We start from the raw sequence: 17,809 nt of genomic DNA, 5'->3' as shown, positions 1-17,809 counted from the left end.
GTAGTATAAAGACGTACCACTACATGCCTTTTCCACCTCTGCTAGTCGAGTGCCGCTTGTGAACCTGATGCAACATATCGCCCAGTCGCGCCATTTATTGCGCAAGTCTGAGCTCAAGGTGGCTGAGCACGTCATGCTGGATCCTGCGGCTGTCATGCACAGTTCGATGGCGGATCTTGCTCATGAGGTAGGGGTTAGTGAGCCAACTATCGTGCGGTTCTGCCGTGCTATTGGGTGCGATGGTTTTCAGGACTTGAAGCTGCGTCTGGCCCAAAGTCTGGCTTCAGGGGCGAGCTTTGGACAGTTCGCCATCCATGAGAACGACTCGGTTGTCGATTTCAGCCTGAAGATTTTCGATACCACGCTGCACACGCTGATGGATATCCGCGAGCGCTTGGATATGCAGGCGCTCGAGCAGGCTATCGAAGAGATTTCCAAGGCCAAGCGGGTAATGTTCTATGGCTTTGGCGCTTCCGGCGCCGTGGCGACGGATGCCCAGCACAAGTTCTTCCGTCTTCTGCTCAGTGCGTTTGCCTATTCTGATCCCCACATGCAGGCGATGTCGGCGGCAACCCTGACGCCGGATGACGCGGCGATCTGTATTTCCCAGTCGGGACGCTCGAAAGATCTGTTGATCACGGCCAACCTAGTCCGGGACAGTGGGGCCAAACTGATCACGATCTGCCCAAGCCAGACGCCTTTGGCAGAGTTAGCCAATGTCAGCCTGACGATCGATGTGCCGGAAGATACCGAGATCTATACGCCGCTGACATCACGTATTGCACACCTGGTCATTATCGATGTGCTGGCGATGGGGGTGGCGATGTCCCGAGGACCGACGCTGGTCAACCACCTCAAAGGTGTCAAGCGCAGTCTGCGAAGCCTGCGGTTATCACCCAAGAGCATCAAACATCAGGACGAGCGCGACTCGCATTGATGATCAGGTGCAGCTCTTCGGCTGTCCCTTAAGCTTCACCAAGGCTTCGCCAAACCGTCATCTTTCCTGAGCAGGCTAAAGGCTCCACCTTTGCTTGGGAGATACGGTATGGCCATGTCTATGGACAGCGATTTTCTCGACGCCAAAACTCGCCGTAAACTGGCGGATCAACGCCGAATGGCCTTTCGACGTGCCATTGAAGATCGCAACGAGCAGTTACGTCTGGAGCAGGAGTTAACGGATTATCCCGAACTATTTTCTGCTTCGGTCGCTATGAGCGCTCAGCTCTCAGCCCACTGATTCGTTCGGCTAGCGCGGCGATTCGACTCCGTTCTTCCCGAATGAAGTTAAAAAACGCCTGTGCCACAGGAGACAGGCGTTTGCTGCGCGGATGAACCACGCACCAACTGCGGCAAAGTGGAAGCTCCTGCACCGATAACTCGCACAGTACACCAGCCTTAAGCTCTCGGTGGACGGCCAGTCGTGGAAGCAGGGCAATGCCCAATCCGGCAATGACACCTTCCCGTATGGCTTCCAGTGAGGTCAGCTCCTGTACGTCTAAAAAGTGGGCTCGCTTTTGCTTGAAGTACTCGTCACACGCCTGACGGGTGCCGGAGCCCGACTCTCGTACCAGTAGCGGACAATCGCTCAGATCCTTCAAGGTAAGGCTGCCGGTTTGGCTGACAGGATGTTCCGGAGCGGCCACTGCAACAATCTCGTTGTTAAGAAAGGGAAGAAACTCCAGGTCTCGGTCTGACGGTACCAGAGACATGATCATGATTTCGTCACGGTTTTCAGACAGCCGTCTGAGCATGTGATCGTGGTTGCCCACGCAGAGATGAACACTGACCTCCGGGTGCTGCTGCTTGAAGGTAGCGAACAGATGGGGCGCCAGGTATTGCGCGCTGGTTTCTACCCCCAGACGGAGTTGTCCGTGAAGCGAGCCCAGGAGATTGGAGAGCTGCATATCGAGACTGTTAAGGCGTCCAAAGATATCCTGCCCGGCGCGCAGCAAGGCATCGGCGGCTTCGGTCAGATAAAGGGTTCTGCCACTGTATTCAAACAGTGGTTGTCCGAGCAGCTCTTCCAGCTGGCGAATCTGCAGGCTGACGGCCGGTTGCGTTAGGGCCATGACGTCAGCTGCACGGCTGTAGGAGCGTGTCTCGCATACGGCCTCAAACACTTGCAGCTGACGTAAGGTGATACGCATCAAAGGTTTACGCATGGCTGGGCCGGCCTCATCGTTGATATATAAGTAATACCTTATAGATACGCTAATAATTATTGATTTTCCATAATCCTTATTGCCGTCTAGGTTTGTGAGCGAACAACAACAAATGCCCAAAGGGCTCCTAATCTCGCTCAAGAGGCCGGCGTGTGATCAAGAAAATCCTCATCGCCAATCGTGGCGAAATCGCGGTGCGTATCGTGCGTGCCTGTGCCGAAATGGGTATTCGCTCGGTAGCTATCTATTCAGAGGCTGACCGCCATGCGTTGCATGTAAAAAGGGCCGATGAAGCACATAGCATTGGCAGCGATCCGCTCGAAGGCTATCTGAACCCTCGCAAGCTCGTAAACCTGGCAGTTGAGACTGGGTGTGATGCGTTACATCCGGGATATGGCTTCTTATCCGAGAATGCTGAGCTGGCAGAGATCTGTGCGCAGCGCGGGATCAAATTTGTCGGCCCTAGTGCTGAAGTTATTCGGCGGATGGGAGACAAGACCGAGGCGCGTCGCAGCATGATTGCAGCAGGCGTGCCCTGTACCCCCGGCACCGAAGGAAACGTAGCCGATCTGAATGAGGCACTGATCGAAGCAGAGCGCATCGGCTATCCGGTAATGCTCAAGGCCACGTCTGGTGGCGGCGGCCGTGGTATCCGACGCTGTAATAGCCGTGAAGAACTGGAGCAGGCCTATCCCCGCGTCATTTCCGAGGCAACCAAGGCGTTTGGTAGTGCTGAAGTATTTCTCGAGAAGTGCATCGTCAATCCCAAGCATATCGAAGCTCAGATTCTGGCGGACAGCCTGGGCAATACCGTTCACCTGTTCGAACGGGACTGCTCGATCCAGCGTCGCAACCAGAAGCTCATCGAGATTGCACCCAGCCCGCAGCTGACACCTGAGCAGCGTGCCTATATTGGCGATCTGGCGGTACGCGCTGCCAAGGCGGTCGGATACGAGAATGCCGGTACGGTGGAGTTCCTGCTCGCAGAAGGCGAAGTGTATTTCATGGAGATGAACACCCGGGTTCAAGTCGAACATACGATCACCGAGGAAATTACCGGGATCGATATCGTTCGCGAGCAGATCCGGATTGCCGCTGGACAACCGCTGTCGGTCAAGCAGGAGGATATCATCCATCGTGGGTTTGCCCTGCAGTTTCGTATCAATGCGGAAGACCCTAAAAACAACTTTCTGCCCAGCTTTGGGAGGATCACCCGGTATTACGCACCCGGTGGCCCTGGGGTGCGCACGGATACCGCCATCTATACCGGCTATGTGATCCCACCGTTCTACGACTCCATGTGCTTGAAGCTGATTGTCTGGGCGCTGACCTGGGAAGAGGCACTGGAGCGAGGCCTACGGGCGCTGGATGACATGCGGGTGCAGGGTGTGAAGACCACCGCACCTTATTACGAAGCGATTTTGCGCAACCCGGAATTTCGTAGCGGCCAATTCAATACGAGCTTTGTGGAAAGCCATCCAGAGCTGACGCAGTACTCGATCAAGCGTAACCCCGAGCAACTGGCCTTGGTCATCGCGGCCGCCATTGCCGCCCATGCCGGCCTGTGAGGAAAACAAGAATGTCCAAGAAGATCTTTGTTACCGATACCGTGTTGCGTGACGCACACCAATCCCTGCTGGCAACGCGCATGCGTACGGAAGACATGCTGCCCATCTGCGACAAGCTGGATCGGGTCGGGTATTGGTCACTGGAAGTCTGGGGCGGCGCGACGTTCGATGCCTGTGTGCGGTTTCTGAAAGAAGACCCGTGGGAGCGTTTGCGCACGTTGCGGGCTGCCTTGCCCAATACTCGTTTGCAAATGCTGCTGCGGGGCCAGAACCTGTTGGGTTATCGCCACTATAGCGACGATGTGGTCGAGGCCTTTGTGGCCAAGGCGGCGGAAAACGGAGTCGACGTCTTCCGGATTTTCGATGCCATGAACGATGTGCGCAATCTGGAAACGGCTATCAAGGCCGTCAAGAAAAGTGGCAAGCACGCCCAGGGCACCATTGCCTATACAACCAGCCCGGTGCATACCGTTGAGGCGTTTGTCGAGATAGGGCGTACCATGGCGGGCATGGGCGTGGACTCTATTGCGATCAAGGACATGGCCGGGTTGCTTACACCCTATGCCACGGGGGAGCTGGTAAAGGCATTAAAAGAGGCATTGGATCTGCCGGTGTTTATCCACTCCCATGACACGGCCGGTGTAGCTGCCATGTGCCAGCTCAAGGCGGTGGAAAACGGAGCGGATCATATCGATACCGCCATTTCCAGCCTGGCGTGGGGGACCAGCCATCCGGGGACCGAATCCATGGTTGCCGCGTTGCGTGGAACGCCCTATGACACGGGGCTGGACCTTGAGCTGCTGCAGGAGATCGGTCTGTACTTCCATGCCGTTCGCAAGAAGTATCACCAGTTCGAAAGCGAATTTACGGGAGTGGATACGCGCGTACAGGTCAATCAGGTGCCGGGCGGGATGATTTCCAACCTGGCCAACCAGCTGCGCGAGCAGGGTGCTCTCAATCGCATGGGCGAGGTGCTGGCAGAAATTCCCCGTGTACGCGCCGATCTGGGTTATCCACCGCTGGTGACGCCGACATCGCAGATCGTTGGTACCCAGGCCTTTTTCAATGTTCTGGCGGGAGAGCGCTACAAGACCATCACTAATGAAGTGAAACTGTATCTGCAGGGCCGTTACGGCAAGGCACCCGGCAAGGTCTGCGAGCTGCTGCGCAAGCGAGCCATTGGTAATGAAGAAGTGATCGAGGTACGTCCAGCCGACTTGCTCAAGCCGGAACTCGATAACCTGCGCCGAGAGGCAGGAGAGCTTGCCCAGTGCGAGGAAGATGTCCTGACGTTTGCCATGTTTCCGGATATCGGACGCAAGTTTCTGGAGGAGCGTGCAGCCGGAACCTTGCAGCCTGAAGAACTGCTGCCCATCCCGGATGGAAGCGGTACGCCTCTGGCGCGTGAAGGCGTGCCGACTGAGTTCGTGATTGATGTACACGGTGAAAGCTATCGGGTGGATATCACGGGTATCGGCCTGAAGAGCGAGGGCAAGCGGCATTTTTATCTGTCCATTGATGGTATGCCGGAAGAGGTGGTCTTCGAGCCGCTTAACAGTTACGTTTCGGGCGGTGATGGCAAGCGCCGTCAGGCCAGCGCGCCAGGGGATGTCAGTACGACTATGCCGGGTAATATCGTCGATGTATTGGTCAAGGAAGGTGATGTGGTCAAGGCGGGTCAGTCGGTACTCATCACCGAAGCGATGAAAATGGAGACCGAGATCCAGGCCTCTATCAACGGAACCGTCAAGGCTGTACACGTGGCGAAAGGCGATCGCGTCAATCCAGGCGAGGTTCTGGTCGAGATCGAGGCTTGAGCCAGCGGTAGAGCTGGTAGCGCTTAAAAAGCGGCCCGCTCTGCCGTCCAACGGGTGTGTTGATGTGCCAAAGCTTCCGGCAGGAGGGGCTCCGCCAGGAAAAAGCCCTGGGCCAGATCGCACCCCAGCTCACACAAGAGATCCAGGTGCTCCTGGGTCTCGATACCCTCGGCAATGATCCTGGCACCAAACGCGCTGCTCATGTCGACCAGAGACTTGAGCAGGGCCCGGCGCTTATCGGCATCTTCCACCTGGATAATGGAAGAGTCGATCTTTACGGTATTGAACGGTAGCGCAAGCAGATAGGCGATATTGGAATGTCCAGTGCAGTAGTCATCCAGCGATAGGCGGATACCGGACGCTTGCAAGGTGGCGAACGTCTCACGCACCTGTGGGGTGATGTTCAAGGGAACACCTTCGGTCAACTCAAGGATCAGGCGTGAAGGCGCCAGCTTGGTTTCTCTCAAGACCTCGGCTACCCGCGCGGCGAAATTTGGATCGGCGAATTGCAGCGGCGAGACATTTACCGAAAGAGAATAGGCCTTTGGCCATTGAACGGCCTGATGGCAGGCGGTACGCAGGGCCCACTCGCCCAGCTCTAGGATGAATCCGCTTCGCTCGGCCAGAGGGATGAAAAAGTTGGGTGATATCAGACCCCGGGCCGGGTCATCCCAGCGGAGCAGGGCTTCATAGCCGACGACTTCAGTGCTCGAGCAGTCATGGATCGAGTGGTACTGCATGTACAGCCGACCCTCATCCAGAGCGCGACGCAAGTCGGCTGGCTTCAATTCGGGCAGGCCATCGGAAGTCTCGAACAGTTGGCTGTCCGCTCGGCTGGCCAATGCAATCTGATTGCGGCCCAGTCGCTTGGCCCGGTAAAGCGCGCGGTCGGCGAACTCGATCAGTTGCGACTGATTATCCGGCTGAGGTGCTGCCTGATCGCTGCACGCTGCGCCAATGCTGATGGAGACGATGAGTAGCTCATCGCCCCGGGCCTGATGAGGAATGCCCAGTGTTTCAATGGCGGCCCGCAGGCGCTCGGCCGTGATATGGGCCTGTTCCAGGGTGCAGTTAGGCAGGAGAACGGCGAATTCCTCACCTCCATACCGGGCCAGCAGATCGACTTCACGCAGCTGCTCACGCAAGGCAGAAACAATGCACTGCAGGCAGTTATCACCGGCCGGATGCCCATACAGGTCATTGAAGCGCTTGAAGTGGTCAACGTCCAGGATCAGAAGAGAAAAAGGCGCACCGCCTGCTTCGTAGCGGTTCCAAAGATCATCCAGTTGCGTAACGAAGTAGCGACGGTTGGCGATACCGGTCAGCGAGTCGGTATCCGAAAGCGTCTGCAGGGTACGGTTCGTGCTGGAAAGATTCTGAACACGTAGTTTTTCCCTGAGATTAAGAAGATAGGAATACCGCTCCGAGCGCTCCAGCCAGAAATTAGCCAACAGGGAAAAGGCACCGGTAACCAGAGCAATGCAGGTAGCAAACAGCCCTTGGGGAAAGGTCATGTTCACGGTAAAGGCGCAGCCCACGATGACCGGAAGCACCAGTATCGTAAAAGGCAAAGCGTATCGGAACGGCAATGCGGTGGTGTTATTGGCATAGATCAGGATCAGAGGGAGTGAAAACAGACACAAGGCTCTGTCCGGTGACGAGGACGACAGGATAATAGCTACCGCGGCGATAAATCCTGCAAGGCAGGGCAGCCAGGCACAGACCTCCCTGAGACGATAAGAATTCGTTTTCTTCAGGGTAAAAAGACAGGCCAGTGTTGGCAGCGAGGCGCAGAAGAGGTGCCAGAGAACGGCTTGAAAGAAGATGTCCTTCAACATTAGCCATTCACAGAAAAGAAAGCTGTTGTAGGCAAAGAAGGCCGTTACGTGAGACCGATAGATATGTCGCTTGCGTCGCCTGTGGATATCGTCTTGGTATTGATTCTCGACCATGGCGCTAAACATCAGCACGCGAGACGGATAAGCAATATCAATCTCGATTTGCTTGCCAAGATCGCTGGATAAGGTCATGCCGGAACCTGTTTGAAAGTGCGAAGCTCACGGTAGAGCTCATGAATGAGCAGCACCTGGCCTTTTAGGGATGTAGCGTTTTGCCATCACCAAAAGACCAAATTTAGCGAAATAGTTCACGTCCTGTAATCTTCACCGGACCAGCGGACTAATAGCCGTCTTAATGGTGGATATGACATTTAGATATTGGTATCGCGCTAATTCTTGACTAAAATAGTCAGGCTTAATGATGTCGAGGATTCTCAATGAGCCTTTCTATTACGTCCACGGCGCCTCGCCAGATCACCACACCAGTAGTGGCGCTGGGGCTGGTGGTTCTGGGGGCTGTGTTTTTGGATATGGCTGTCAGCGGACGGCAAGCCTTACTGTTCATTCTGGGCGGTGCACTGGGGCTGACGCTTTATCATGCCGCTTTCGGATTCACGTCTGCCTGGCGGGTGTTCATTCGTGACCGGCGTGGCGCGGGCCTGCGTGCTCAGATGCTCATGCTGGCCATTGCCGTTGTGCTGTTTTTCCCGGCTCTGGGTGCCGGTACGCTGTTTGGCCAGCCGGTTACCGGCTTGGTATCGCCTGCAGGAACCTCCGTTGTAATCGGTGCCTTTATCTTTGGCATCGGTATGCAGTTAGGCGGCGGTTGTGCTTCCGGTACCTTGTTTACGGTGGGGGGTGGTAACGCACGCATGCTGGTAACGCTGCTGTTCTTCGTGATTGGCTCCGTTATCGCCACGCATCATCTGGGCTGGTGGTTCGCATTGCCCTCACTGCCCAAGACCTCCCTGGTGACCAGCCTGGGCGTTGTGCCGGGTATTGCAGTCAGCTTGGCGCTGTTTGCCTTTATTGCCTGGATGACTGTGCATCTGGAGCGCCGTCGCTATGGCAGTCTGGAAGCGACGGTACCCAATGAGCATCAAGGCGCAGCGCGTTTTCTGCGCGGGCCGTGGCCGCTGGTCTGGGGCGCCATTGCCTTGGCGATCTTGAACTTCTGTACGCTAGCCCTGGCGGGTCGTCCGTGGGGGATCACGTCAGCCTTTGCGGTCTGGGGTGCCAAAGGCGCTCAGTTGCTAGGTATCGATGTTGCCAGCTGGGACTTCTGGCAATTGCCGGCTAACGCCAAGGCCCTAAGCCAGCCTGTGTGGTTCGATGTTACCAGTGTGATGAATTTCGGCATCATTCTGGGGGCACTGATTGCCGCGGGTCTGGCTGGACGCTTCGCGCCCAGTCTGAAGATTCCGACGCGCTCGCTGGTAGCTGCCATGATAGGGGGCCTGCTCCTGGGTTATGGCGCACGTCTGGCCTACGGTTGCAACATCGGGGCGTATTTTAGTGGTATCGCCTCCGGCAGTCTGCATGGCTGGCTGTGGCTGGTCGCAGCCTTTATCGGCAACAGCGTAGGAGTCCGTATTCGTCCGGTGTTCTTCCCGGGTGAACGTCCTGCTACTCAGCTGACCGGTTGCTAAGCGGTAAGTGAAAAAAGGGCCCTTCGGGGCCCTTTTTCGTATGGCTTATTCGCCAAGCTCGCCGCAGAGATCCTGCTGCAGCCAGTGGTTGACCTGCTCAGGCGCTAAGCCCGAGCCAATCAGCACCTGCAGTTTGGCGACAGCCGCCTCGCGTGTCATGCCGCCACCCGACACAACGCCGCAGGCACGCAGCCTGCTGCCTGCCTCGTAGACATCGAGTTCGACGCCCCCTTCGTGGCACTGCGTGACGGCAAGCAGTACAACGCCCTTGGCAGACGCTTCGCTCAGGCTGGTCAGGAAAGCATCATTGTCGCTGGGACCTGTTCCGCTGCCATAGCATTCGAGCACCAGGCCCTGCACGCCGGTACCTACAAGGGCAGATACGTGCTGAGCCGAGATTCCCGGAAACAGCGGTAGAACCGCTACTTGGGCAACCTGTCTGGCTTGGCCTGCCTTTAGCTCGACTGGTACAGCCTGACGTGGTTGGGCCAGTCGCTGGCGCGCGAGTGTCTTGAATGGATGACGGCCAAAGCTGCGAATCTTGCTGCAGCGGGCCGCATGTAACAGCTCGCCGTGAAAGTAAACGTGCACGCCCTGGGGGGCACCGTCTGCAAGCGTCTGCAAGGCACCGTCCAGGTTTTCCCAGGCGTCGCTGTCCGGTACGCCGGCCGGAAGCATCGAGCCTGTCAGTACAACAGGAATATCGAGCCCCAGCAGGTGAAAACTCATTGCCGCCGCGGTGTAGGCCAGCGTATCGGTTCCATGCAGCACCAATACGCCGGTGTAGCCCTGTTCGGCTGCCTCGACTATAGCTGCACTGAGCGTCAGCCAGTAGGTTGGCGTCATGTTGGCGCTGTCCATCAGAGGCAGCACCTCCCGGAATTGCCACTCCGGTAACGCCCGCTCAGGCGCCTGGGCCAGAAAGGCACGCATGCGTGCCTCAAAGCCTGAGGCCGGCGCCAAACCGTTTTCGGTGGCCTGCATACCGATGGTGCCGCCGGTATAAAGCACCATCAGGCGTTGTGAGTGACCGGTTTGAATCATGGCTTTGTCATGTCCTTGGCCGAGGCAGAGGCAGAGGCTTTCCAGACCGCCGGATCAAGATCCAGATCGGCAAAGCCTTTGGGGTCGAATGTTGGAACCTTGTTTCCTGCCCGGATCTGACGGTCATAGTCACGCATGATGCGCAGACCCACCTTGAACAGGAATGCCAGGGAGATCAGGTTGACCACTGCCAACAAGCCCATGGTGAGGTCGGCAAAGCCGAACACGGTGGTCAGGTCTTGTTGTGAGCCCCAGATCACCAGCGCCACCACCAGAACCCGATAGATCATCAGCGCCACGCGGCTCTTGGTGAAGAAGCTCAAGGCATTCTCACCCAGATAATAGTTGTAGATGATCGTTGTGAAGGCGAACAGCAGCAGGGCGATACTGATGAAGATACGGCCCCACTCGCCAACCGTCGCGGCCAGTGCCGTCTGGGTCAGAACAACACCGGGGATATCGGCGCCCGGCTCATAGACGCCAGACAGCAGGATGATGAGTGCGGTGGAGGTACAGATGATCAGGGTATCAATGAATACGCTGAAGGACTGCACAACGCCCTGGGCTGCCGGGTGGGAAACTTCCGCTACGGCGGCCACGTTTGGAGCACTACCCAGACCCGCCTCGTTGGAGAACAGGCCACGCTTGACGCCCATCATCAGCGCTGCACCCAGGCCACCGGCAAACGCAGGTTCAAGGCCAAAGGCACTGCGTACGATCAGGGTCAACGCCTCGGGAACACGATCAATGTGCAGAACGATTACACCCAGCGCAATGGCTATGTAAGACAGCGCCATTACCGGTACCAGAATGTCGGCTACCTTGGCGATCCGTACCACGCCACCAAAGATGATCAGGGTTATTACTGCCGTGAAGACCAGTCCGGTAACCAGCGTAGGCAGGCCCAGCGAGTCGGAGAGCGAGGAGGCGATCGTGTAGGACTGCAGTGCGCTGAAGCCCAGACCAAACGTTACCAGCAGCAGGATCGAGAACAGGACACCTAGCCAGCGCTGTTTCAAACCATGCAGGATGTAGAAGGCGGGACCGCCCCGGTACAGGCCGTTGCCATCGCTACGCTTGTATAGCTGGGCCAACGCACATTCGAAATAGCTTGTGGCCATACCCAGCAGGGCTACTACCCACATCCAGAAGACCGCCCCTGGACCACCCAGCGTAACGGCAACTGCAACCCCTGCAATGTTACCGGCACCTACACGGCCCGCCACGCTAAGCATCAACGCTTGGAAGGAACTCAGCTGGCCGGGTTTTCGTTGAAAGGCTTCACCAAGGATGCCGAACATGCTGCCTAAATAGCGGAACTGCACAAAGCCCGAAAACAAGGTAAAGACAATACCCAGACCAATCAGGCCGACAATGAGCAGTTTGCCCCAAAGGAAGTCATTCAGGAGATCAAGCATGAGTGCTTTCGCCTAATTGTAGTAATGGAAGCACCTGGGCTCCGGATAATTCCTGGCCAAGGCATTATGTGGGCGAGCGGTAAGCCATCAATGGGATATCCGCTGCCTTCAGTGCCAACCCAAGGGTATGACAGAACCCCTAAATCGCAAGGTGTGCGAGCCGGAAACACGGCAGGCGGCAAGGTTAGCGCGCGTATCATCCAGAAGAGAGCAGAAGAGATCAAATCTAACTGCCTCAAAGGATCTATTGAAACAGTGCTGCTTGTTGCAACGGGCAAGCGGTAAAAACACCTGCCTTTGATAACGTATGTGGCTGATAAGCCTGATTTAGAGAGCTTCAAAAAAAAGCGGGCACCCGAGGGCACCCGCTCAAAGCTCCTCACGAGGGGGTGTGAGGAGCGCCGGTTAAGCGTTGAGTTTTTTCGGCGCCAGGCGCGGAGCGATCATATTTTCCGGGCGCAGAATGTCAGCCAGGGTCATCTCGTCGAGCAGGTTTTCTTCTCGGACCAGCTCCAGCACACCACGGCCGGTTTCCAGCGCCATACGCGCAATACGGGTCGAGTTCTCGTAGCCGATGTACGGGTTGAGCGCCGTGACCAGGCCAATGGAATGCTCCACCAGCTCGCGGCAGCGGTCGACGTTAGCCGTGATGCCATCGATGCAGTGCTCGCGCAGCATGTCCATGGCACGCTTGAGCAGGCGGATCGAGTCAAAGATCTTATAGGCGATCAAGGGCTCCATCACGTTAAGCTGAAGCTGTCCGCCTTCAGCTGCCAGGGTCAGCGCCAGATCATTGCCGATCACCTCGAAGGCGACCTGATTAACGGCTTCTGGAATAACGGGATTCACTTTACCCGGCATGATCGAACTGCCTGGCTGACGGGCTGGCAGATTGATCTCATTGATGCCGGTACGCGGGCCGCTGGAGAGCAGGCGCAAGTCGTTGCAGATCTTGGACAGCTTGACCGCCAGGCGCTTGAGCATGCCGGAGAACAGTACGAAGGCACCCATGTCAGAGGTGGCCTCGATCAGATCGGCGGCAGGCTTGAGCGGTTGGCCACTGATTTCAGCCAGGCTGCGCACGGCCAAGGTTTGATAGCCAGGGTCCGCATTAATGCCGGTACCGATAGCCGTACCACCCAGGTTCACTTCGGTCAGCAGGTCCGGCGCAATGGTTTTCAATTTGCCCAAATCCTCGCCCAGCGTAGTAGCGAAGGCACGGAACTCCTGGCCGAGGGTCATCGGTACAGCGTCCTGAAGCTGGGTACGACCCATCTTCAGAACATTGGCGAATTCCACCGCCTTGCCTGACAGCGACTCGATCAGGCTCTCCAGGCTGGAAAGCAGGGTGTCATGGCCCAGCAGCAAACCCAGGCGGATCGCTGTTGGGTAGGCATCGTTAGTGGACTGCGCCATGTTTACATCATTATTCGGGTGCAGGTATTTGTACTCACCCTTGCCATGACCGAGGACTTCCAGCGCCACGTTGGCGATAACCTCGTTGGCGTTCATATTGGTGGACGTACCCGCGCCACCCTGAATCATGTCCACCACGAACTGGTCGTGGTATTCACCGTTGACGATCTTGGTACAGGCCATCACGATGGCTTCGTACTTGTCTCCCGGCAGATAGCCCAGGCGATAGTTCGCCTCGGCAGCGGCCTGCTTCACCATCGCCAGCGCAACGACCAGCTTGGGGTAGTGAGACAGCGTAACGCCGGAGAGGCGGAAGTTGTTGACCGCACGCAGCGTCTGAATGCCGTAATAGGCTTCAGCGGGGACTTCGAGGGTACCAAGCAGATCTTTTTCGAGGCGAGATAATGCAGATTCGGACATGATAGGGGATCACTTCCCGGTGGGTGGCAAAAGCCTGATGCGTTATACAATAAGGCTTCCAGCCAGACGCTGACCAATGCTGTATCGGCGCACCCTATGCCGAAATTGCATATGATGTGATGTGACGCGTCAGGATCGGCAGGCGTATCCATCCCCTTGAGTATGACCATGAACCTTGAACTGAAATGGCTTGAAGACTTTATTGCCCTGGCTGCCACCCATAGTTTTTCCCAGGCGGCCGAGCGCCGCTTCGTGACTCAACCTGCGTTCAGCCGACGTATTCGCAGCCTGGAGCAAAGCCTGGGGCTGACCCTGATTGACCGATCGCGTACACCAGTATCGCTGACCGAGTCCGGACAGCTCTTTCTGGTCACCGCGCGCAGTGTGGTGGAGCAGCTTGGCGAAGTGATCCGCCACCTTCATCACTTGGAAGGCGGGCAGGGCGAGGTGCTGCAATTTGCGGCGGCACACTCCCTGGCGCTGGGGTTCTTTCCGGGATGGATTGCTCGTCTGCGAAGCGAAGGGCTCAACATTGCGAGTCGTCTGATTGCCACCAACGTCGGCGAAGCGGTTCATGCCTTGAGGGAAGGCGGCTGCGATCTCATGATGGCGTTTTATGATCCCGACGCCGCCTTGCAGATGGATCCGGAGATCTTTCCCTCCATTCATCTGGCGCTGACCTCAATGCTACCCGTTTGCGCAGCCAGGGAAGACGGCTCGCCGTTGTACGACCTGGAGAGTGGGCAGAACTTTCCCTTGCTTGCCTATAGTGCCGGGGCCTTTCTCGGGCGCTCGGTCAATTTGCTGCTACGTCAGCGCAAGCTGCGCTATACCACTGTCTACGAGACGGCCATGGCCGATAGCCTTAAGAGCATGGCCTTGCAGGGGCTGGGTATTGCCTGGGTTCCGCATCTGAGTGTGACCGCCGAGCTTGCCCGGGGAGAGCTGGTACCCTGTGGCGGTGAGCAATGGCAGATTCCATTGGAGATTCGCCTGTATCGCTGCTCGCTCGTGCGCAAGGCAGCGGTGAGGCTGTTATGGCGCAAGCTCGAAGCAGGCGCCGGGGCAACTGCGTGAAGTGCCTCTGGACAGGCAGCCAGACATGAAATAACCCGTCGCTATAAAAGGTCGTTCAACCTCTTTGTCCGGTCTGGCTTTACGGTATACTCAGTGGCCCTTGAGGCCGGTCTACATACCGGTCTGCATATACAAGCCACGTGCGGTCCTCCGACGTGGCTTGTTGGTTTCTGATGCGCCTGCGGGCGCCTGACAAGAGGCACGACGATGAGCGCACTCGTAGGCGTGATCATGGGCTCCAAGTCCGACTGGTCTACCTTGAGCCACACCGCCGACATGCTGGAAAAGCTGGGCATTCCCTTTGAAGTGAAGGTGGTCTCTGCCCACCGGACTCCCGACCTGCTGTTCCAGTACGCTGAAGAAGCGGCGGGGCGCGGCATCGAGGTCATCATTGCAGGCGCAGGCGGTGCAGCACACCTGCCAGGTATGTGTGCAGCCAAGACGCATTTGCCTGTACTGGGCGTGCCGGTGCAGTCTTCCATGCTGTCAGGCGTCGACTCACTCCTGTCGATCGTACAGATGCCCGCGGGCGTTCCTGTCGCCACCCTGGCCATCGGCAAGGCGGGCGCGATCAACGCGGCGCTGTTGTCGGCCAGTATTCTGGGCGGCAAGTATCCCGAGTATCACGAGGCGCTGAATCGCTTCCGTGAGGAGCAGACGCGTACCGTTCTGGACAATCCGGATCCGAGGGAAGCCTGATGAAAATCGGAGTCATCGGTGGTGGCCAACTGGGCCGCATGCTGGCGCTGGCGGGTACTCCGCTGGGTATGGATTTTGCGTTTCTGGACCCTGCTCCGGATGCCTGCGCTGCCGCATTGGGCGAGCACATTCGAGCCGACTACAGCGACCAAGACCACCTGCGTCAGCTGGCGGATGAGGTCGATCTGGTCACATTCGAATTCGAGAGTGTGCCCGCTGAAACCGTTGCGTTCCTATCCCAATTCGTTCCGGTTTTTCCCTCGGCGCAAGCCTTGCGTATCGCCCGTGATCGCTGGTTCGAAAAAACCATGTTCAAGGATCTGGGCATCCCGACGCCTGAGTTTGCCGACATCCAATCCCAGGCTGACCTTGACGCTGCCGCGGCACGCATCGGTCTGCCGGCTGTGATGAAGACACGTACCCTAGGGTATGACGGCAAGGGTCAGAAGGTCCTGCGCAGCCAGGCGGATGTCGAAGGCGCCTTTGCCGAGCTGGGTAGTGTACCGTGCATTCTTGAAGGCTTTGTGCCGTTTACTGGCGAGGTGTCATTGATTGCCGTACGTGCTCGTAACGGCGAGACGCGTTTCTATCCACTGGTACACAACACCCACGAAAGCGGAATCCTGCGGCTGTCTATTGCCAGTACAGACCATCCCTTGCAGGCGCTGGCGGAGGACTATGTAGGCCGTGTACTCGACAAGCTCGATTATGTCGGCGTGCTGGCGTTCGAGTTCTTTGAGGTCGATGGTGGGCTGAAGGCCAATGAGATTGCTCCCCGTGTGCATAACTCTGGTCATTGGACCATCGAGGGTAGCGAGAGCAGCCAATTCGAGAACCATTTGCGCGCTGTAGCAGGTCTGCCGCTGGGTTCAACCGCGAAGGTTGGTGAGAGCGCCATGCTCAACTTCATCGGCAAGGTCCCGGCCGTGGAGCAGGTTCTGCAGATCGATGATTGCCATCTGCATCACTATGGCAAGGCGTTCAAGGCGGGCCGCAAGGTTGGGCACGCCACATTGCGCTGCAGCGATGCGGCCACATTGAGGGCACGTATTGCTGACGTCGAAACCCTGATTAAAGCGTGACCGAAACGGACCCTTTCTTCAAAAGGGTCCGAGTTCCGCTTCGCTTCATAAAAAATTCGCTGAACCCCTGCGTTTTTCTTGCTGTCGGATTAAGCAAGCGGCACATGCCGTATCGAGCAAACCACAGAAGGGGAAAGATTCATGGGCATTATTGGAACCATCATCATCGGCCTCATCGTTGGCTTGATCGCACGTTTCCTCAAGCCTGGCGACGACAGCATGGGTTGGATCATGACGATCATCCTGGGTATCGTCGGCTCGCTGGTTGCCACCTATGGTGGTCAGGCTATCGGTATCTACCGTGCAGGCGAGGGCGCCGGTTTCATTGGAGCAGTCGTCGGTGCCGTCATCGTCCTGTTTATCTGGGGTATGGTGACTAAGCGTCGCTGATTTCCCGTCCGGGCAGTTGGGTTCAACGCCAAGAAGCTTCACACTAGTGCAACCCAACTGTCCGACACTTCTACCATGCGCTATCTCATCCTCGCCGTACTGCTTCTTTTTTCCCAGATTACAACTGCCGTAGCCCGAGAAGGCGAGCCGCCTGAGACCGATTGGCTGGCCCTCATGCCAGAATCGGATCGCAAGGCACTGGAAGACATGCCCGAGATCACCCATGACACGCCCGAATTACCAGGCGGTTTTGAGAGCAAGGGCGGACTCAAGCAAAAAGATAGCAACCTGCCGGCCGTCATGCACTCTACGCGCACAGTGGCTGCCATGAATGGGAAGACAATTCGCCTGGGCGGTTATCCGGTTCCGCTGGAAAGCAACAGCAAAGGCAATTTCACTGAATTTTTCCTGGTGCCCTATCCAGGTGCCTGCATCCATGTGCCACCGCCACCGCCTAACCAGATCGTACTGGTGCGCTTTCCAAAGGGCGTTCCCTTACCGGATATCTACGAGCCTTATTGGGTTATAGGGGCGATGAAGATCGAGAAGGTGGATAACGATCTGGCCGAAGCCTCATATGCCATCGACGCTACTAAAGTCCGTAAAGTAGAAGAAGCCGATCTGTAATCAGTGCAAGCGATAAAGCTATAAAAAAGCCCGACATGATCGGGCTTTTTCATTTAGCGGCTCGCGGGCGCGAAACGTTTGTTCAGATACGCAATGATATCGTTGGACTCATACATCCAGGCGGTACGGCCTTCTTCTTCGATCCGAAGGCAAGGCACCTTGATACGTCCGCCACCTGCCAGCAAGGCTTCACGATGTTCAGGATCTTTCTTCACGTCGCGGATGGTGATAGGCAGGTTCAGCTTGTGCATGGCTCGGCGCGTCTTTACGCAGAATGGACATGCCTGAAACTGATACAGTGCAAGCCCGGCTGTTTGCTCTTCTACCTGCTTCTGCGCCTCGGCGCTTCGCTTGAGCTTACGCGGGCGTGTCAGCAGATCCAGCCCAACAATGGTTTGGCCCAGGCCAATTCGCAGCGCCTTGATCAACATGTATGGCTATCCCTATAGATGTGAGGCGGGGGAGTTTACCCCATTGCACCGTAACGGAACGGCAATTGGTCGGCGTGGAGCCGCTATCGATGCGATTGAGAAAATGGGTATGAGGCGGAGCGCTACCCGAATCCATGAATTCTTTGCCTTTCTGATCGGTCACATAAACAA

The 17,809-nt window shown here is 56.9% G+C and carries 16 protein-coding genes; 10 read left to right on the top strand and 6 right to left on the bottom strand.

What is annotated here, in order from left to right; translation table 11 throughout:
* Nucleotides 1–58: 58 nt before the first annotated feature.
* Together hexR and GM154_RS05480 are read left to right on the top strand one after the other, a co-directional pair.
* A complete protein-coding gene (gene hexR / locus GM154_RS05485; protein ID WP_026004183.1) occupies nt 59–937 on the top strand; it encodes a transcriptional regulator HexR in 879 nt (292 codons plus the stop codon).
* Between the two features lie 108 nt (nt 938–1,045).
* A complete protein-coding gene (locus tag GM154_RS05480; protein ID WP_010796306.1) occupies nt 1,046–1,237 on the top strand; it encodes a PA3496 family putative envelope integrity protein in 192 nt (63 codons plus the stop codon).
* On the opposite strand, the gene GM154_RS05475 is transcribed toward GM154_RS05480, so the two are convergent.
* The gene (locus GM154_RS05475) at nt 1,209–2,162 is read right to left on the bottom strand and encodes a LysR family transcriptional regulator (RefSeq protein ID WP_308460591.1); all 954 of its coding nucleotides are present in this window, start codon (nt 2,160–2,162) and stop codon (nt 1,209–1,211) included. The two genes, GM154_RS05480 and GM154_RS05475, sit on opposite strands and share 29 nt — an antisense overlap.
* A gap of 152 nt (nt 2,163–2,314) precedes the next feature.
* On the opposite strand from GM154_RS05475, the gene GM154_RS05470 reads away from it, so the two are divergent.
* Nucleotides 2,315–3,730, top strand: coding sequence for an acetyl-CoA carboxylase biotin carboxylase subunit (locus tag GM154_RS05470; RefSeq protein ID WP_219651280.1), 1,416 nt, complete (start codon nt 2,315–2,317; stop codon nt 3,728–3,730).
* An 11-nt stretch (nt 3,731–3,741) separates the two neighbouring features.
* Nucleotides 3,742–5,547, top strand: coding sequence for a sodium-extruding oxaloacetate decarboxylase subunit alpha (gene oadA, locus GM154_RS05465; protein WP_219651278.1), 1,806 nt, complete (start codon nt 3,742–3,744; stop codon nt 5,545–5,547).
* A gap of 23 nt (nt 5,548–5,570) precedes the next feature.
* Here the strand turns inward: oadA and GM154_RS05460 are convergent, their stop codons facing one another.
* Nucleotides 5,571–7,577 (bottom strand): bifunctional diguanylate cyclase/phosphodiesterase, encoded by a 2,007-nt coding sequence (locus GM154_RS05460; RefSeq protein ID WP_219651276.1) that lies wholly within the window; start codon nt 7,575–7,577, stop codon nt 5,571–5,573.
* 245 nt (nt 7,578–7,822) lie between these two features.
* Between GM154_RS05460 and GM154_RS05455 the strand changes: the two genes are divergently transcribed.
* Nucleotides 7,823–9,034 carry a YeeE/YedE family protein gene (locus tag GM154_RS05455; RefSeq protein WP_219651274.1) on the top strand — a complete coding sequence of 404 codons (1,212 nt, stop codon included), beginning with the start codon at nt 7,823–7,825 and terminating at the stop codon, nt 9,032–9,034.
* A gap of 45 nt (nt 9,035–9,079) precedes the next feature.
* Here the strand turns inward: GM154_RS05455 and GM154_RS05450 are convergent, their stop codons facing one another.
* The 3 genes from GM154_RS05450 to aspA form a co-directional block, all read right to left on the bottom strand.
* Nucleotides 9,080–10,078 carry an asparaginase gene (locus GM154_RS05450; RefSeq protein WP_219651272.1) on the bottom strand — a complete coding sequence of 333 codons (999 nt, stop codon included), beginning with the start codon at nt 10,076–10,078 and terminating at the stop codon, nt 9,080–9,082.
* On the bottom strand, nt 10,075–11,496 hold the full coding sequence (locus tag GM154_RS05445; RefSeq protein ID WP_219651270.1) for a sodium:alanine symporter family protein: 1,422 nt from the start codon (nt 11,494–11,496) through the stop codon (nt 10,075–10,077). Before GM154_RS05445 ends, GM154_RS05450 begins: the two co-directional genes overlap by 4 nt.
* 405 nt (nt 11,497–11,901) lie before the next feature.
* Nucleotides 11,902–13,332, bottom strand: a complete 1,431-nt coding sequence (gene aspA / locus GM154_RS05440) for an aspartate ammonia-lyase (protein WP_219651268.1) — start codon at nt 13,330–13,332, stop codon at nt 11,902–11,904.
* A 168-nt stretch (nt 13,333–13,500) separates the two neighbouring features.
* Here aspA and GM154_RS05435 point away from each other — a divergent pair, with 168 nt between their 5' ends.
* The 5 genes from GM154_RS05435 (at nt 13,501) to GM154_RS05415 (ending at nt 17,207) form a co-directional block, all read left to right on the top strand.
* Complete coding sequence (locus GM154_RS05435; RefSeq protein ID WP_219651266.1) at nt 13,501–14,409, top strand: LysR substrate-binding domain-containing protein; 909 nt, start codon at nt 13,501–13,503, stop codon at nt 14,407–14,409.
* A 207-nt stretch (nt 14,410–14,616) separates the two neighbouring features.
* Nucleotides 14,617–15,108, top strand: a complete 492-nt coding sequence (purE, locus tag GM154_RS05430) for a 5-(carboxyamino)imidazole ribonucleotide mutase (RefSeq protein ID WP_019367489.1) — start codon at nt 14,617–14,619, stop codon at nt 15,106–15,108.
* The gene (locus tag GM154_RS05425; protein WP_122041247.1) at nt 15,108–16,190 is read left to right on the top strand and encodes a 5-(carboxyamino)imidazole ribonucleotide synthase; all 1,083 of its coding nucleotides are present in this window, start codon (nt 15,108–15,110) and stop codon (nt 16,188–16,190) included. Before purE ends, GM154_RS05425 begins: the two co-directional genes overlap by 1 nt.
* A gap of 141 nt (nt 16,191–16,331) precedes the next feature.
* The gene (locus tag GM154_RS05420) at nt 16,332–16,580 is read left to right on the top strand and encodes a GlsB/YeaQ/YmgE family stress response membrane protein (protein WP_019367491.1); all 249 of its coding nucleotides are present in this window, start codon (nt 16,332–16,334) and stop codon (nt 16,578–16,580) included.
* Nucleotides 16,581–16,655: 75 nt separating this feature from the next.
* Nucleotides 16,656–17,207 (top strand): DUF3299 domain-containing protein, encoded by a 552-nt coding sequence (locus tag GM154_RS05415; RefSeq protein WP_019367492.1) that lies wholly within the window; start codon nt 16,656–16,658, stop codon nt 17,205–17,207.
* Nucleotides 17,208–17,260: 53 nt separating this feature from the next.
* Here the strand turns inward: GM154_RS05415 and GM154_RS05410 are convergent, their stop codons facing one another.
* Nucleotides 17,261–17,638 carry a glutaredoxin gene (locus GM154_RS05410; RefSeq protein WP_219651264.1) on the bottom strand — a complete coding sequence of 126 codons (378 nt, stop codon included), beginning with the start codon at nt 17,636–17,638 and terminating at the stop codon, nt 17,261–17,263.
* Nucleotides 17,639–17,809 lie beyond the last annotated feature (171 nt).

Source organism: Pseudomonas sp. MAG002Y (assembly GCF_019400845.1).
In the GTDB taxonomy this organism is placed as follows: Bacteria; Pseudomonadota; Gammaproteobacteria; order Pseudomonadales; family Pseudomonadaceae; genus Chryseomonas; species Chryseomonas luteola.
This window is presented reverse-complemented; position numbering and strand designations above follow the sequence as displayed.

What these genes read in the sequence shown, in the direction of transcription:
- GM154_RS05425 (WP_122041247.1), top strand. Translation starts at nt 15,108, where the DNA reads ATGAAAATCGGAGTCATCGGTGGTGGCCAACTGGGCCGCATGCTGGCG.
- GM154_RS05455 (WP_219651274.1), top strand. Translation starts at nt 7,823, where the DNA reads ATGAGCCTTTCTATTACGTCCACGGCGCCTCGCCAGATCACCACACCA.
- oadA (WP_219651278.1), top strand. Translation starts at nt 3,742, where the DNA reads ATGTCCAAGAAGATCTTTGTTACCGATACCGTGTTGCGTGACGCACAC.
- GM154_RS05445 (WP_219651270.1), bottom strand. Translation starts at nt 11,496, where the DNA reads ATGCTTGATCTCCTGAATGACTTCCTTTGGGGCAAACTGCTCATTGTC.
- GM154_RS05475 (WP_308460591.1), bottom strand. Translation starts at nt 2,162, where the DNA reads ATGCGTAAACCTTTGATGCGTATCACCTTACGTCAGCTGCAAGTGTTT.
- GM154_RS05415 (WP_019367492.1), top strand. Translation starts at nt 16,656, where the DNA reads ATGCGCTATCTCATCCTCGCCGTACTGCTTCTTTTTTCCCAGATTACA.
- GM154_RS05420 (WP_019367491.1), top strand. Translation starts at nt 16,332, where the DNA reads ATGGGCATTATTGGAACCATCATCATCGGCCTCATCGTTGGCTTGATC.
- GM154_RS05460 (WP_219651276.1), bottom strand. Translation starts at nt 7,577, where the DNA reads ATGACCTTATCCAGCGATCTTGGCAAGCAAATCGAGATTGATATTGCT.
- aspA (WP_219651268.1), bottom strand. Translation starts at nt 13,332, where the DNA reads ATGTCCGAATCTGCATTATCTCGCCTCGAAAAAGATCTGCTTGGTACC.
- GM154_RS05450 (WP_219651272.1), bottom strand. Translation starts at nt 10,078, where the DNA reads ATGATTCAAACCGGTCACTCACAACGCCTGATGGTGCTTTATACCGGC.
- GM154_RS05410 (WP_219651264.1), bottom strand. Translation starts at nt 17,638, where the DNA reads ATGTTGATCAAGGCGCTGCGAATTGGCCTGGGCCAAACCATTGTTGGG.
- purE (WP_019367489.1), top strand. Translation starts at nt 14,617, where the DNA reads ATGAGCGCACTCGTAGGCGTGATCATGGGCTCCAAGTCCGACTGGTCT.
- GM154_RS05480 (WP_010796306.1), top strand. Translation starts at nt 1,046, where the DNA reads ATGGCCATGTCTATGGACAGCGATTTTCTCGACGCCAAAACTCGCCGT.
- GM154_RS05435 (WP_219651266.1), top strand. Translation starts at nt 13,501, where the DNA reads ATGAACCTTGAACTGAAATGGCTTGAAGACTTTATTGCCCTGGCTGCC.